The 14,846-nt window shown below is 62.3% G+C and carries 12 protein-coding genes and 1 pseudogene; 2 read left to right on the forward strand and 11 right to left on the reverse strand.

Going from position 1 to position 14,846, the window contains the following annotated elements:
• Window positions 1–385: pseudogene (locus tag VNZ93_RS06410) on the forward strand (lipid A biosynthesis lauroyl acyltransferase); the annotation flags it as partial.
• A 58-nt stretch (window positions 386–443) separates the two neighbouring features.
• On the opposite strand, the gene VNZ93_RS06415 reads toward VNZ93_RS06410, so the two are convergent.
• The 11 genes from VNZ93_RS06415 to VNZ93_RS06465 all read right to left on the reverse strand — a co-directional run bounded on the left by VNZ93_RS06415 (window position 444) and on the right by VNZ93_RS06465 (window position 13,161).
• A complete protein-coding gene (locus VNZ93_RS06415) occupies window positions 444–1,553 on the reverse strand; it encodes a polyamine ABC transporter substrate-binding protein (RefSeq protein ID WP_325701725.1) in 1,110 nt (369 codons plus the stop codon).
• Between the two features lie 8 nt (window positions 1,554–1,561).
• Window positions 1,562–1,903 (reverse strand): rhodanese-like domain-containing protein, encoded by a 342-nt coding sequence (locus VNZ93_RS06420; RefSeq protein WP_325701728.1) that lies wholly within the window; start codon window positions 1,901–1,903, stop codon window positions 1,562–1,564.
• A gap of 67 nt (window positions 1,904–1,970) precedes the next feature.
• Entirely contained in the window at window positions 1,971–3,806 is a 1,836-nt protein-coding gene (locus tag VNZ93_RS06425) for a potassium transporter Kup (RefSeq protein WP_414709995.1), read from the reverse strand.
• Window positions 3,807–4,119: 313 nt separating this feature from the next.
• Window positions 4,120–5,796 carry an amidohydrolase gene (locus VNZ93_RS06430; RefSeq protein ID WP_325701734.1) on the reverse strand — a complete coding sequence of 559 codons (1,677 nt, stop codon included), beginning with the start codon at window positions 5,794–5,796 and terminating at the stop codon, window positions 4,120–4,122.
• Window positions 5,793–6,179: a carboxypeptidase-like regulatory domain-containing protein gene (locus VNZ93_RS06435; RefSeq protein WP_325701737.1), complete on the reverse strand. Its 387-nt coding sequence runs from the start codon at window positions 6,177–6,179 to the stop codon at window positions 5,793–5,795. The genes VNZ93_RS06430 and VNZ93_RS06435 overlap by 4 nt, the downstream gene beginning before the upstream one ends.
• A 2-nt stretch (window positions 6,180–6,181) precedes the next feature.
• Entirely contained in the window at window positions 6,182–6,568 is a 387-nt protein-coding gene (locus VNZ93_RS06440; protein WP_325701739.1) for a hypothetical protein, read from the reverse strand.
• On the reverse strand, window positions 6,565–7,083 hold the full coding sequence (locus VNZ93_RS06445) for a hypothetical protein (protein WP_325701742.1): 519 nt from the start codon (window positions 7,081–7,083) through the stop codon (window positions 6,565–6,567). Before VNZ93_RS06445 ends, VNZ93_RS06440 begins: the two co-directional genes overlap by 4 nt.
• Window positions 7,084–7,161: 78 nt before the next feature.
• Window positions 7,162–9,306 carry a carboxypeptidase-like regulatory domain-containing protein gene (locus tag VNZ93_RS06450; RefSeq protein ID WP_325701745.1) on the reverse strand — a complete coding sequence of 715 codons (2,145 nt, stop codon included), beginning with the start codon at window positions 9,304–9,306 and terminating at the stop codon, window positions 7,162–7,164.
• A 195-nt stretch (window positions 9,307–9,501) separates the two neighbouring features.
• The gene (locus VNZ93_RS06455) at window positions 9,502–11,424 is read right to left on the reverse strand and encodes a potassium transporter Kup (RefSeq protein WP_325701748.1); all 1,923 of its coding nucleotides are present in this window, start codon (window positions 11,422–11,424) and stop codon (window positions 9,502–9,504) included.
• A gap of 110 nt (window positions 11,425–11,534) precedes the next feature.
• Window positions 11,535–12,362: a flagellar motor protein MotB gene (locus VNZ93_RS06460; RefSeq protein WP_325701751.1), complete on the reverse strand. Its 828-nt coding sequence runs from the start codon at window positions 12,360–12,362 to the stop codon at window positions 11,535–11,537.
• 25 nt (window positions 12,363–12,387) lie between these two features.
• Complete coding sequence (locus VNZ93_RS06465; RefSeq protein ID WP_325701754.1) at window positions 12,388–13,161, reverse strand: motility protein A; 774 nt, start codon at window positions 13,159–13,161, stop codon at window positions 12,388–12,390.
• A gap of 233 nt (window positions 13,162–13,394) precedes the next feature.
• Between VNZ93_RS06465 and VNZ93_RS06470 the strand changes: the two genes are divergently transcribed.
• Window positions 13,395–14,846 (forward strand): CoA-acylating methylmalonate-semialdehyde dehydrogenase (locus tag VNZ93_RS06470; protein ID WP_325701757.1); only part of this gene is annotated, 1,452 nt, incomplete at its 3' end.

A 14,846-nucleotide genomic window follows, 5' to 3' on the forward strand; every position in this document is an offset into this window, starting at 1 on the left:
GAATATGGGCCGGCTGATCAAGACCGGCATGGATGGCGCGCTGAAGGCCGGCGAGGCCCTGCGGGAAGGCCTGCATGTCGGCATGCTGGTGGACCAGTATTACGTGCGCGGCGTGCCGGTGACGTTCTTCGGACGCGAGACCAACGCCAATCCGCTGATCGCGCGGCTGGCGCGGCAGGTCGAATGCCCGATCCATGGCGTGCGCGTCGTGCGCAAGCCGAACCACCGATTCTTTGTCGAACTGACCCCGGAAGTGCCGCCGGTGCGCGACGCCGATGGCAAGATCGACGTGCAGGGTACGATGCAGCGGATCACCACCATCGTGGAAGGCTGGATCCGCGAGCACCCGGACCAATGGCTCTGGCTGCACCGCAGGTGGCGGTGAGCGGTTGCTTTTTATTTTAGCGCGCGACCGGCCGCAAAACCGCTTTTGCTGGTCGCGCTTATTTCCCGGTCTTCACTTTGGTCCAGAGCCGGTTGATCGCGCGCTGCGTCTTAGCATCGCGCGCGGTGACGACGTATAGCCGCTTCATCGTCTCCTCGTCGGGATATGTCATCGGGTCTTTCAGGATCGCAGGCTCGATCAGCTTTTGGCTCGCGAGATTGCCGTTCGGGAAGCTGACGAAGTTCGTGTTCTTCGCCGCGACCTCGGGCCGCAGCATGTAATTGATGAACTCGTGCGCCTCTGCGACGTTGCGCGCGTCCTTCGGAATCGCGAAATTGTCGAAGAACATCTGCGCGCCGGTCTTCGGAATTGCGTAGCCGACTTCGACGCCGCCCTTGGCTTCCGCCGCGCGCTTCTGCGCCTGCTTGATGTCCCCCGACCAGCCGACCACGAGGCAGATTTCGCCGGTAGCGAGCGCGGTCAGATATTCCGACGAATGGAACTTACGCACCGACGGCCGCACCTGGGCAATCAGTTCCGCAGCCTTGTCGAGATCGGCCTGGTTGGTGGAATTCGGATTGAGCCCGAGATAATGCAGCGCCGCCGGCATGATATCGTCGGCGGAATCCAGCATCATCACGCCGCAATCCTTGAACCTGGCGAGGTTCTCCGGCTTGAACACGATCTCCCAGGAATCGGGCACCGCGCCGCCGAGGATTTCCTTCGCCTTCTTGACGTTGTAGCCGATGCCGGTCGTGCCCCACATGTAGTTCACGGCAAATTCGTTGCCCGGATCATAGGTGGCGAGCCGCTGGGTGATCTCCGGCCACGCATTGCCAAGGTTCGGAAGCTTCGTCTTGTCGAGCTTCTGGAAAAGCCCGGCCTTGATCTGCCGCTCGAGGAAATACGCGGTCGGCACGACCAGGTCGTAGCCGGACTTGCCGGCGAGCAGCTTGGCTTCGAGCGTGTCGTTGGAGTCGAACCAGTCGTAACGCAGCCTGATGCCGGTCTCCCTGGTGAAGTCCTTCAGCACCTGCGGATCGACGTAATCCGACCAGTTATAGACGTTCAGCACGCGTTCCTTCTGCGCGGAACCGGGAACAGCGGACAGACAGAACGCAAGGACAGCCAGCGCCGCAACGGCGCGGAATTTCCGGGACGGAAGCATGATTGGCCCTATCCGGTTTTGGTCGGCAGACCTGCCTCTTTCCAGGCAATGATGCCGCCTTCGAGGTGGGAATCGTGCGGCAGGCCGGCTTCCTGCGCGGCGAGCGAAGCGGTCACCGACCGGCGCCCGGAGCGGCAGGCAAACACCACCTGCTTGAAACCGGGATCCGGAATCTGCGCGACGTCGAAGGTCGACAGCGGCACCACGACGGCATCGGGATACGCCTCGGCGGCAACCTCGTTCGGCTCACGCACGTCGACCAGAAGAATGCGGCCCTCGGCGATTCCGCGCGCCACATCCTCCGGCTTCAGATCGTGGACCACCGGTTGTTTACGGCTGAACCAACCCATCGCTCGGCCTCTCCCGCTTGATGGCAGAGAGGAACCACCGTCCCGCTCCGCCGTCAACCAGGGAAAATCACACCGTGACCTGCGTCCCCACTTCGACCACGCGACCGGTGGGGATCTGGAAATAATTGGTCGCGTCGCTGGCGCTCCTGGCAAGCCCGATGAACAGCCTGTCCTGCCAGAGCGGGAGGGCGGACTTCGGCGCAGGCCGCAGCGTCCTGCGCGACAGGAAGAACGATGTCGACATGATGTCGAAAGTCCAGCCAAGTTTACGGGCGATACCCAGCGCCTCCGGCACGTTCGGCCGCTCCATAAAACCGAACCGTAATACGACCCGCCTGAAGCTTGCGCCCAGAGGCTCGATCCGCACCCGCTCGCCCATATCGACCCGCGGCGTTTGGGCATATTCAACTGTCAGGATCACGTTCTGCTCATGCAGGGCCTTGTAGTGCTTCAGGCTGTGCATCAGCGCGGTCGGCGCACTGTCCGGATCGCCGGTGAGGAAAACCGCGGTGCCGGGCACGCGCACCGGGGGCTTGCGCTCCAGCATCCTAACCAGATCGCGAAGCGGCGTTTCGAGCTTGCGCGTCTTGCGGAACAGTTCGCGGCTGCCGTTTCGCCACGTGTACATGACGACCATGAGAGCCGCGCCCAACGCGAGCGGCATCCATCCGCCGTCGACGATTTTCAGCAGATTGCCCGACAGGAAGACGAGGTCGATCAGCAGGAACGGGACGACGACCGCGATTGCCGCCGGAAGCCCCCATTTCCAGACCTTCCACACCACCACAAATGCCATCAGGGCCGTGACCACCATCGTTCCCGTCACCGCGATGCCATACGCCGAGGCGAGTGCGCTCGACGAACGGAAGAACAGCACCAGGACGAGCACGCCGATCAGCAGTAGCAGATTGACACGCGGCATGTAGATCTGTCCGAATTGGGATTCAGACGTGTGCCGGATTTCAAGCCGCGGCAGGAGGCCGAGCTGAATGGCCTGGCTGGTGATCGAATATGCACCGGTGATGACGGCCTGGCTCGCTATCACGGTCGCCGCCGTTGCCAGCAGGACCATCGGCAGGATCGCCCATTCGGGATAAAGCAGGAAGAACGGATTTTCGATCGCCTTCGGATCGGCAAGCACCAGCGCGCCCTGACCGAGATAGTTGATGGTCAGCGCCGGCAGTACCACGACAAGCCATGCCGCACGGATGGAACGTTTGCCGAAATGTCCAAGGTCGGCATAAAGCGCCTCCGCGCCGGTCACGACAAGGAACACGGCGCCGAGCGTGAGGAGTCCAATCATCCCGTGACTGGCGAGGAAAGTCACACCGTAGACGGGGTTGAACGCGCGCAGCACTGTCAGGTTGTCGCCGATATGGTAGAGCCCGGCCACGCCGAGCGTGATGAACCAGACCAACGTGATCGGACCGAAAAACCGCGCCACACGCGCCGTTCCATGCGACTGCACCGCAAAGAGCGCAAAGAGGATCAAAACCGCGAGCGGGACCAGGTAGGGCTCGAATGCAGGAGTGACGATTTTCAACCCCTCGACCGCGGAAAGTACGGACAGCGCAGGTGTGATCAGCGCATCTCCGTAGAACAGCGCAGCGCTGACGATGCCGAGGAGAATGAGCGCGCCGCCTGCACCGGGAACGGCGCGATGCGCGAGCGCCATCAAGGCCAGCGTGCCGCCCTCGCCGTTGTTGTCGGCGCGCAGCAGGATGATGACGTATTTGACTGTAACGACGAGCAGCAGCGCCCAGATAATAAGCGACAGAATGCCGAGCACGGCTTGCTCGGTGACCGGGTTTCCGCTGCCGACCGCAGCGGTGAGAGATTCCCGCATCGCATAGAGTGGACTCGTGCCGATATCGCCGTAGACGACGCCAATGCTGCCAAGCATGAGCGCCCACGTGCCTGCGCGCGGTGTTTCGGCCGAGCGCAGATTGCCGTCGGACGCGCCGACGGCGACTGATGAAACCATGACGAAGTCTCCTTCCGGGAAAATCACCCGCCGAATGCGGGGGCCGCGCTATAACGCCGTTGCGTGGGTCCTGTCGCGGTGCGTGGCCCGGCAAAACCGCCCGACCAGCCATGCAAAGGAAGGTGGGCCGCGGAGCACGTGACCTGTTTATCCGATTGATCCGAAAAGAGATTCTCGGCAATCCCTCACGCCTGCGTGAGGCGGTTTGCGTGAAAAAGCACCGCCCTCCACCCTAGCGATCTTCAAGGTTGGCATATGCACCGGTCGCGTAGACGATCCGCCCGCCAACCATGGTTAGAAGAGACGACAATCCGCCGATCACTTCGACTGGCATCGTCAGATAGTCGCCATCCAGCACCGCGAGATCGGCAAGCTTGCCTGCCGTGAGCGAACCGCGCCGATCGTTCTCATGCGCGAACCAGGCGCTGCCGAGCGTATAGATCCGGAGAGCCTGCTCGCGGGTCGGAATTTCCTCGGCGTCGCGCATGGCTGTTCCGCCCACCGTCCTGCCGTCGAGCATCCATTGAAGCGAGACAAACGGATTGTAGGACATCACCCGATGCGCGTCGGTCCCGCCACCGACAGGAAGGCCCATGCGCAGCGCAGACACGATCGGCGGCGATAGGCGCGCTACGTCCGCGCCGCGCTGGCCGAGAAACGCCTCGCCGCGGAAATAGAACGCGTTCTGTACGAGCCAGCCCATGCCGAGCGCCTTGATCCGGGCAAGGCTTTCGGGCGACGCGTCGTTCAGATGCGCGACAGACCAGCGGAGCTTTGCCACCGGCGTCTCGCTGTTCACCTCCTCCAGCACATCGAGCAGAAAGTGGATCGAACGATCGTTGTGCCAGTGGAAGGTCGCCGACAATCCTCGCGGCGCAGCCCAGCGCAATACGCGCAGCAACTGTGCACGCTGCGCCTCGCTTGGCGTCTCGTTGTTATACATGCCCCAGGTGACATTTTCGCCAATGCCGTTGAAGCGCAGCCAATCGTCGCCAAACCCCATCGGCATCGCTGATGTCAGCGCCTGGAAATCCTCGAGTTCGTGGTCGCGCCGCGGCGAACACAGGTTATAGGCGACACGCACCGTCAGCGCCTTCTCGCGCCAGAGATGAAACAGCGGCCGGTATTCCTCGATCGACATGTTGTATCCGCCCGGATCGAGCACACCGGTGACGCCGAGGCTGTTGAGCTCACGGAAGAAGGCGCGCGTGCCCGCCACCTGCTGCTCGAAGCTCGGGCGCGGGAGGAGGTTGAACAGATCGCTGACGCTGCGGTTGTCACCCGTGAGCCAGCCGGTCCGCTGGCCATCGGCATCGATCTCCACTTTCAGGCGTTCGGCGAGGTCCGGATATCGGGCAAGGCCCAGCGCCACGTCGGCGCCGGGCGACAGCAGCACCGCGCTGTAGAGCAACTGCACATAGACATGGTGACCGGGGGCAGCGGCCGCGACCTCCGCCAGCGTCGGGCGTCGCCCTTCCCTGAATTGCCGCTCGGTCCAGCCGCCCGCCACCACAAGCCAGGACCCTTTGGGAGCGGTCTGTGCGGCGGATCGAATACGGCGCAGCGCTTCCTCGAGTGAGCGCGCACCGATCCAGTGAACTTCGGTCGAGAAGGAGAGACCTGCGCGGATCGCGTGGATATGCGAGTCGATCAGACCGGGGATGACGGTCCGGCCCGCCAGATCGATGCGACGGGTACCTGGACCTGCGAGTCCCACGATATCGCCCGAAGATCCGACAGCCAGGATACGGCCGTCGCGGACGGCGAGCGCTTCTGCAAGGGGGATTGCCGCATCGAGCGTGACCAGCCTGCCGTTCAGGATGATCGTATCGGCCGGCTGCGCGCTGACCGGAGCAGCGAATGCCGCCGCAATGAGTATGAGCGCCGCCTGGATGAACGCCCGCATCATTGCCGCTGAAGCGTGCAGTTGATTTCGATATTCATCTCCTTCGAGCCGGGCGGCGAACGGCGCAGCACGTTGGTCTGCTTGTAGCCCTGCTTTTCGCACGACAACTCGACATCATCCGGCGAAACATCCTTGCTCAGATGACTGCGATAGAGCCCGAGCCTGTTGCTCTTGAGCACAAGCGGCTGCGTCCCGCCCTTCGCACTGAGCGTGACATCGGCATCAGGAACGGGCAGTCCGCGCGTATCCCGCACAAAGCCGAAATAGGCGGGCCCCTTGCCCTCGGTGTCGTTCATCGCGTCGTAGTCGTCGCCGCCGCCGAACGCGGGAGCGCTGAGCGCCATAAGCAGAGTCGCACCGATCGCCGCGCGCCGTACGGATCTCATGATCACCATCGCCAGAAGAATTTCAGCGAGTAAATCAACACCGGCAGTACGGCAATCGGAAGAACCCAGACCAGCCACAGGGGAATTCGTGAGGTGACGCGCTCCGGCAGCAATGTGGCGAGCCCGCCCAGCACAGCCGCGCCAAGAAGGGTCGTGGCCGACCAGCCATACCAGTACATCGCCGGCCCCTCGTCCTTCACCGCCGCCGCCCAGCCAAGATCGACCCGGTTGGTTCCCGGATGATAGGTGAAGAGCGGCCAGTTCATCATGTCCGCGATGACGTAGAGAACCGGCGTCGCGATCCCGAAGACCAGCGCAAAGGTTCGGAATGTCGCAGATCTCGCAAGCGGGATTGCCGTTCCGGATTGTGTCTGCGCCGCCGTGCTCACGATCCGAAGCCCCGCACGTTATTGACGACGTGGCCGGTGAGGAAGATGAACCAGCACATCGCGCACAACACGACCGTCAGCCACTTGCGGGCGCTGTCGTATTGCGGATCGCGCGTGTTCCTCCAGAAAAACCAGTAGATCGGAAGAAGACCCATGCCGATCGTGGCGTAATGCTCCTTCAGTTCGAAGACGCCTTGCGTCTTCCAATAGCCGGCCTGTTCGATCGGGATGCGGACATACATGCGGTATTTCGTGTAGATCCACGCACCGAAAACGAACGTGACGATCCACAACACGGAAACCGCTGCGGCGTAGCTCGCGCCATGCACGGCGCGAAACCGCGTAACGAAACCGCCCGTCCCGACCCCGACGCGGACCGGCATCAGTACCGACGCGGCCTGATGCGTCAGGGCACCAAGGAGCGCGACCGCGAGCAACGCGTGGACGATGAACAGGATCGTCCAGTATGTGTTGACCGAGACGTAATCCAGGACGAATTCCGGCATCAGCCCCATGCGAAATCCTCCTCCTCAGCCGCGCCGCATACGCTTCGGCGGCGCTGCCCGCGCCGCCGCCCTGTCTTGACGACTAGCCTATTTCGCAAGCGGATCCGGCCGCACCTGGATATGCACCGCGAGCGGACGCGCACCCTTGCCGAGTTCATTCATCCATGGCGTGCGGTCGCCACTCGCACTCCACAGCCCGCGGCCCTTCCATCCGGCATTCGGATCATCGATGCGGGCATCAAGACCCTTGGCGTAATAACCCATGGGATATGGCACGCGCATCAGGATCATCTTGCCGTCCTTGAGCGCTACAAACCCGTCCTGCAGATTGGCAGTCGAGATCGGCACGTTCTCACCAAGGCCCACCGCGTTGTGGTGGTCGACCCAAGTGTAGTAGCTCGCTTCCGCGCTGTATTGCTCGAAGCCCTCAAAGCCCGGCCCCGGATAGCGGTGCAGTGTGAAGCCTTCCGGACAATGATCGCCCGTGGCGTTAGGGCCGTTCAGTGGCTCCTTGCACTTGCGCCGGTCGAAGGCGATGAGATGGCCGGCCGAGCCGGAGCCGTAGAGCACGCCGTCCTTTCCGATATCGCCGCCGCGTAGACCGATGGCCTCTTTCGGAAGTGCGTAGAACTCGCTGAGCTTCGTTTTCGGATCGAAGCGCAGGAAGCCAGCCCGGCCTCCAAACACGCCCGACGCGTACCAGATCGACCCGTCGATCGGATGGGGCATGACAGCGTATCCGCCCGAACCCGGATTGAACCGCATATCCTTGCCCGCTTCCGGCTTGCCCGGCTCGGTCCATTCATCGAGCTTGCCGTTACCGTTGGTGTCGAGAATGTACGGGAACCATCCTTGCGCCTTCTGCGCATCCCCTGTCTCGTCCCAGATCCTGGTGTTCACCCAGCCCGCCACCTGTCCGGAGCCGGAAAGCCACAAGGTGTTGTCGGCGTCGTAGCCGAATTGCGGATGATGCGTGCCGAAGCAGGTATCGATGAAGGAATACTTCATCGTCTTCGGATCGAGCATTGCCACCTGACGGGGGCTCTGCGTCAGCGGGAACACCTTGGCGGACGGATGATCCGAACCCTGCTTGCAGAAATCAGGATTGTTCATGCCGCGCACGGTCGCCGCGAGCCAGAGGCGACCCTTGTCGTCAAACATGGAATTATGATTGTTCGCGCGCGTATCCCACAGCACCTCCTCGCCCCAATAGGCGGAGGCTGTCGTCGGCGCGACTGCGCCCGCATGACCCGGCCCGAGCGAGACCGGCATCTTCTCGTCCGCGACCGGCATCTTGAAATACGTCACCGTGTGCGTCTTCGGGTCGAGGATCGGCATCATGTCGGTGGAATATTCCGGCGAGCCATAGAGCTTGCCGTACGAATTGATCGTCGGTTTGCGCCGGTCCGACGAAATCAGATCGTGCAGATATTTGTTTGGAAGCGACCAGTCCCAGGTCGTGACCACGAGATTGCGCTCTTCGCCCTGCGGACGCTGCGGTTTGTTCCTGGGCAATTCGCCCTTGGCGATGCGATCGGTCCAGTCGCCGAAATACTTGTACGGCACGCCGCCGAGCTGGCCGGCAATCCGGTTGGTCATCATCTCGCCCGACTGGCCGGCCGCGAGGCGACGCATCCAGGCTTCCTCACCGGTTTCGAAATTGCCGAACTGCGCAGGGATCGTCCGTGTCGCTTCGTTGCCGAGTTGGTGACAGCCGACGCAGTCCACGTTGTTCATGCGCTGGCGCCAGATCTCCTGGGTGATGTTCTTCGGAATGTCCGTTGCGCCGCCGAAATCCTTGGCCGGCGGGATCTTCAGCATCGTGAACCAGTAGATCGCCGGATAGTAATGTGCAGCGGCCCGTTCATTCGGCGCCGGGATCGCGGTATGGTTCAGCACCTGCCCCGGCTTTGCGCGCAGGCGCGGCGAGTCGACAAGCCCGTAGCCACGCACGAACACCTGATAGTTCGCAGTCGGCAAATCCGGAATGACGTATCGCCCCTGATCGTCAGTCACCACGCTCTTGGTGTAACGGGTCGGCAAATCCGTGGTTTCAGCGATAACCCAGACGCCCGCTTCCGGCCCGTTCGGTCCGGTAACGACACCGCCTATATCGTCGGCATCGATGGCGACGGTTTGCTGTTGTGCATTCGACCCGGGAGATACGCCCGCCTCACCGGCGAGGAACGCAACCGCCGCCACTCCCGAAAGAAGAACCTGGCGCATTGTCATAGGCGAGTTCCTCCAATTCGATTTTTATCCCCCTATTAACAATCGAAATTGCGCCAATGTCATCTGCCCGCTCAAAAATTCGCGCTGCACACACAAAGGCGCAGCGCAGCACGATTTGCGCACTGTGAAACAATCGGTCCGGTCATCGAGATTGGCAGGGCTGGCGGTCGGGCCGTACGCGCCGAGCCCGCGCAGTTACACCGTCACCTGAGTGCCGACCTCAACCACGCGGCCGGTGGGTATCTGGAAGAAGTCGGTCGCATCGCTCGCGCTTTTTGCAAGCCCGATGAACAGGCGATCCTGCCAGATCGGCATGCCGGAATTCGGCGACGGCTTGAGCGAACGTCGCGACAGGAAGAATGACGTCGACATGATGTCGAAGGTCCAGCCCAGCTTGCGTGCGATCGCAAGCGCGCGCGGAACGTTGGGCTGCTCCATGTAACCGAAGTTCAGCGTCACCGTACTGAAATGCGGACTGATCTGTGACAGCACCACACGGTCCTCCTCGGGAACACGCGGCGTATCGGACGTCACGATGGTCAGGATGACGTTGTGTTCGTGCAGGATCTTGTTGTGCTTGAGGTTGTGCATCAGCGCGGTGGGCGCCGAAGTCGGATCGCTGGTGAGAAAAACCGCCGTACCTTGCACGCGATGCGGCGGCTTCTTTTCGAGACTGCGCACCAGCGTATCGAGCGGCACTTCGGTGCGACGCGTCTTGTTGGCCAGGATGCGCGTGCCACGGCGCCAGGTCCACATGATCAGGATCATCAACCCCGCGAACAGGAGCGGCACCCAGGCGCCATCAAGCAGCTTGAGCATGTTGGCCGCCAGGAAAATGCCGTCGAGCAGGACAAACGGGATGATGAGCAGCGCCGCCTGCCACCATTTCCATTTCCACAACGCCCAGATCACGAGGAAGCCGAGAATTCCGTCGACCACCATCGTTGTCGCAACCGCAATTCCGTAGGCCGAAGCCAGCGCGCTCGACGATCGGAACATCAGCACCAGCAGCACCACGCCGATCAGCAGGATCGCGTTCACCCGGGGAATGTAGATCTGCCCGTATTGATCTTCAGAGGTGTGGACGATCGCGACACGCGGCAGGAAGCCGAGCTGGATAGCCTGCTGCACGAGCGAATATGCACCGGTGATGACGGCCTGACTCGCAATCACGGTCGCGACCGTTGCAAGGACCACCATCGGGACCAGCAACATGTCCGGTACCAGCCGGTAGAACGGGTTTTCGATCGCGGCCGGGTTCGCGAGAACCAGCGCGCCCTGACCGAAATAGTTGATCAACAAGGACGGCAGCACGAGTCCGAACCACGCCAGCCGGATCGGCTGGCGGCCAAAATGCCCGAGATCGGCGTATAACGCCTCGCCGCCTGTCACTACGAGGAACACGAGGCCGAGCGTAACCAGAGCGACGGTGCCGTTGGTCAGGAGGAAGTTGACCGCGTAATATGGATTGATCGCGAGCAGCACATGCGGATCATCCAGGATGTGCAGCGCGCCGAACACGGCTATGGCGACAAACCAGATCGTCGTGATCGGGCCGAAGAAGCTGGCAACGCGCGCGGTGCCATGGCTCTGCACGGCAAACAGTCCGACCAGGATCACGAGTGTGATCGGCACCACGTAAGGCGCGAGCGCCGGCGTGACGAGATTTAGGCCTTCCACCGCGGAAAGAACCGAAATCGCCGGCGTGATGAAGGAATCACCGAGAAACATCGCGGCGCCGAGCATTCCGAGCACGAAGATCAGCGTTGTTCGGCGCCCGAGCGCACGCATCGCAAGGGCCGCAAGCGAGAGCGTCCCACCCTCGCCGTTGTTGTCCGCGCGCAACAGGATCAGGACGTACTTGGCCCCGACCACAAGGAACAGCGACCACAGGATCATGGACAGCACGCCAAGCACGATATCGCGCGTCAGCGGCCCACCGTGCTGTGCAGCGTGCAATGCCTCCCGGAACGCATAAAGCGGGCTTGTACCGATATCGCCGAAAACGACACCGATGCTGCCGAGCGTCAGCGGCCATAGACCGGCGCCCGAGCCTGGTTCCGGTTGGTCGACCTGACCGGGACCGCGGGCCAAAACTTCACCGATCGGCTTTTTCATGGAACCGGGTTGCGACCCGTGCCCTTCTGCGAAAACGCGCGGGGCTTATCCCACTGTCTGGCCGTCCGCAATAGGCCGGGTGGTCGGCCGCTTGCGCGTCCCGCCTGAAATCACGGCTTGAGGTTCGGCGGCACCGGCGGGGCTTCCCGCATCAGCGTGATGGTGATCCGGCGGTTGGCCGACATATAGGGATCGTCCGGGAAAAGTGGCTGCGTGTCGGCGCGGCCCGCCACCATGTAGATGTGCGATGACGGCACCCCGGACTCCTCCAGGATCTGCCGTATTGAATTTGCGCGATCTGCGGACAGATCCCAGGGGCCATAGCCCGGGCGCGGCGGCGTGCGGCGCGCTGCCGTGTGGCCGGAGATCGAAATCCGATAGGGCATCAGCTTGAGCTGGCCAGCTATCTTCTGGACCAAAAGGCGGGTCCGCTCGTACGGGGTCTTCGACGCATCCGGAAACATCGAGCGGCCGTCCTGATCGACGATCTCGATGTTGAGGCCATCCTCGGTCTCTTCCATCATGATGTTCTTGGAGATCTCGCTGATCTCCGGCATCGCCTGCAGGGCCTGCCGCAGCGACGCCGAAGCAAGCGCGAATGCCGAGTCCGTCTTCAGCCGCGTGCCAAACTGGTTGCTGTGATCCTTCTCGTCTGGCGATGGCGTTGCCGACGAATCCGCAGGATTGATCTTCGCGACATTCTTGACCTTGGGCCGGGTCGGCAGGCCATCGACTTCGATAATCCCAGAATACCGGACATTCTGCTGCACGCCGAACGCGTCGCGCATCGAACCAGCGACAATCTGAAGCTTGGCGCTGTCCTGCGTGGAGAACGCGACCAGCATCACGAAGAAAGCCACGAGCAGCGCCATCAGGTCGGCGAAGGTCACGAACCAGCCGTGTCCGCCACCGTGCGCTTCACGCTTTTTCTTTGCCATTGCGAATGCTCCGCCGCCCTCCGCGTCAGGCGGGCGCGAGTTCCTCCGCCTCGTGACGGTGCTTCTCAGGCAAATAGGCCAGGAGCATCTCGCGCACGAGCGCCGGCGACTTCGATTCGCGCATCATCAGAACGCCGTCGATGATCAGGGAGCGGTTAATTTCCTCGTCGACCAGCTTGAAGTGCAGTTTGTCGGCAATCGGAAGGCAGAACAGGTTCGCAAGCCCTGCGCCGTAGAACGTCGCTAGCAGCGCGACCGCCATATACGGACCGAGCTTCGAGGGGTCGCTCATGTTGGCGAACATCTGCACCATGCCGATCAGCGTCGCCACCATGCCGAAGGCCGGCGCGCAGTCACCGATCGAGCGGTAGATTTTCTGCCCCTCATCCAGATGGGTCAGGAAGTTGTCGCGATCGCGCTCGAGATTGTCGCGGATAAAATCGGCATCATAGCCGTCGGCGACGTAACGCACGCCCTTGGCCAGAAAGGTGTCGGACACCTCCGCTTTCTCCAGCCCCATGGGGCCCTGCTTGCGGGCGATTTCCGCGAGCGAAGCGATTTCTTCGATGAGTTCGCGCTGGCTCATCCGGCGCATCGAGAACGCAAAGCGCATCCCGAGCGGCATGCCGTGAAAGATCGACGCCAGGGGAAAGCGGATCAGGGTCGCAGCAAACGCGCCGCCGAAAATCGCGATGAAGGCATGCGAATCCAGAAACATGCTGAGTTCGCCACCCATCAAGATAAGGGTGACCAGAACCGCCATGCCGGCCAAAAGGCCCAAGCCAGTCGCAATATCCATGAAACGCTACCCCAACGCAGACGCGAAACGCGGCCGCCCCTGAACGCATGGGTAAGATTAGGCGGATCGGCTTTAAGGTTCGGTAAAGGCTAACGGATTGTGAGCTCCCATTTCCCGTGGGCTTTGCAGAGCCTTGGCCGCTGCGCTATGGAACGCGTCAACGGTGGGCAGCGACCTGCCCGCACCGCTTGGCAGGACGAAAAGCCAAGCAATTTCAATCAGGAGAACGGAACATGCGTGAGATCGGCCATTTCATCGGTGGAAAAATGGTGGCCGGCTCATCCGGGCGCTTTGGCGACGTCTTCAACCCCAACACGGGCGAGATACAGGCCAGGGTTGCACTCGCAAGCAAGAAGGAGGTCGAGGCCGCGATCGCGAATGCGGAGGCGGCCCAGCCGGCCTGGGCGGCGACCAATCCGCAGCGCCGGGCTCGGGTCATGTTCAAGTTCCTCGAACTGATTGCCAAGGAGATGGACAGCCTCGCCGCCCTGCTCTCCTCCGAACACGGCAAGACCCTGTCCGACGCCAAGGGGGACATTCAGCGTGGCGTCGAGGTGGTGGAATTCGCCTGCGGCATTCCGCATCTGATGAAGGGCGAATACACCGAAAGCGCAGGCCCCGGCATCGACCTTTATTCGATGCGCCAGCCGCTGGGCGTCGTCGCCGGCATCACACCGTTCAACTTCCCGGCCATGATTCCGCTCTGGAAATGCGCGCCCGCCATCGCATGCGGCAATGCCTTCATCCTGAAGCCGTCCGAGCGCGACCCGTCCGTGCCGATGCGCATCGCCGAATTGTTCATGGAAGCCGGCCTGCCCGCGGGCATCCTCAATGTCGTCAATGGCGACAAGGAAGCGGTCGACACCATCCTGACCGATCCGCGCATCATGGCGGTTGGCTTCGTGGGCTCGACGCCGATCGCGCAGTACATCTATGCAACCGGCTGCGCGCACGGAAAGCGCGTCCAGTGCTTCGGTGGCGCCAAGAACCACATGATCGTCATGCCGGACGCCGATCTCGACCAGGCGGTGGATGCTCTGGTCGGCGCGGGTTACGGCTCGGCCGGCGAACGCTGCATGGCGATTTCCGTCGCGGTTCCGGTCGGCGAGAAGACCGCGGATGCATTGGTGAAAAAGCTGATCCCGCGCGTCGAAAGCCTGAAGGTGGGCCCCTCGAATGACCCGCAGGCCGATTACGGCCCGCTGGTGACCAAGGCCCATCTCAACAAGGTGAAGGACTATGTCGAGACCGGCGTGAAGGAAGGCGCCAAGCTCTTGGTCGACGGCCGCGGTTTCAAGCTGCAGGGCTACGAGAACGGCAACTTCATGGGCGGCTGCCTGTTCGACAACGTCACGCCGGACATGACGATCTACAAGGAAGAGATTTTCGGACCGGTGCTGTCGATCGTGCGAGCGAAGGATTATGCGGAAGCCGTACGCCTTCCGACCGAGCATGAATACGGCAACGGCGTTTCGATCTTCACCCGCGATGGCGACACCGCACGGGACTTCACCGCCAAGGTCAATGTCGGCATGGTCGGCGTGAACTTCGCGATCCCCGTGCCGCTCGCCTATCACACCTTCGGCGGATGGAAGAAGTCGGGCTTCGGCGACCTGAACCAGCACGGCCCGGACTCGATCCGCTTCTACACGAAGACCAAGACCGTAACGGCACGCTGGCCTTCG

Source organism: Pseudorhodoplanes sp. (assembly GCF_035565795.1).
GTDB lineage: Bacteria > Pseudomonadota > Alphaproteobacteria > Rhizobiales > Xanthobacteraceae > Pseudorhodoplanes.

Excerpts from the sequence above, each read along its gene's own strand:
- VNZ93_RS06455 (WP_325701748.1), bottom strand. The coding sequence starts at position 11,424 with ATGAAAAAGCCGATCGGTGAAGTTTTGGCCCGCGGTCCCGGTCAGGTC.
- VNZ93_RS06450 (WP_325701745.1), bottom strand. The coding sequence starts at position 9,306 with ATGACAATGCGCCAGGTTCTTCTTTCGGGAGTGGCGGCGGTTGCGTTC.
- VNZ93_RS06420 (WP_325701728.1), bottom strand. The coding sequence starts at position 1,903 with ATGGGTTGGTTCAGCCGTAAACAACCGGTGGTCCACGATCTGAAGCCG.
- VNZ93_RS06465 (WP_325701754.1), bottom strand. The coding sequence starts at position 13,161 with ATGGATATTGCGACTGGCTTGGGCCTTTTGGCCGGCATGGCGGTTCTG.
- VNZ93_RS06460 (WP_325701751.1), bottom strand. The coding sequence starts at position 12,362 with ATGGCAAAGAAAAAGCGTGAAGCGCACGGTGGCGGACACGGCTGGTTC.
- VNZ93_RS06435 (WP_325701737.1), bottom strand. The coding sequence starts at position 6,179 with ATGAGATCCGTACGGCGCGCGGCGATCGGTGCGACTCTGCTTATGGCG.
- VNZ93_RS06445 (WP_325701742.1), bottom strand. The coding sequence starts at position 7,083 with ATGGGGCTGATGCCGGAATTCGTCCTGGATTACGTCTCGGTCAACACA.
- VNZ93_RS06430 (WP_325701734.1), bottom strand. The coding sequence starts at position 5,796 with ATGATGCGGGCGTTCATCCAGGCGGCGCTCATACTCATTGCGGCGGCA.
- VNZ93_RS06425 (WP_414709995.1), bottom strand. The coding sequence starts at position 3,806 with ATGCTTGGCAGCATTGGCGTCGTCTACGGCGATATCGGCACGAGTCCA.
- VNZ93_RS06415 (WP_325701725.1), bottom strand. The coding sequence starts at position 1,553 with ATGCTTCCGTCCCGGAAATTCCGCGCCGTTGCGGCGCTGGCTGTCCTT.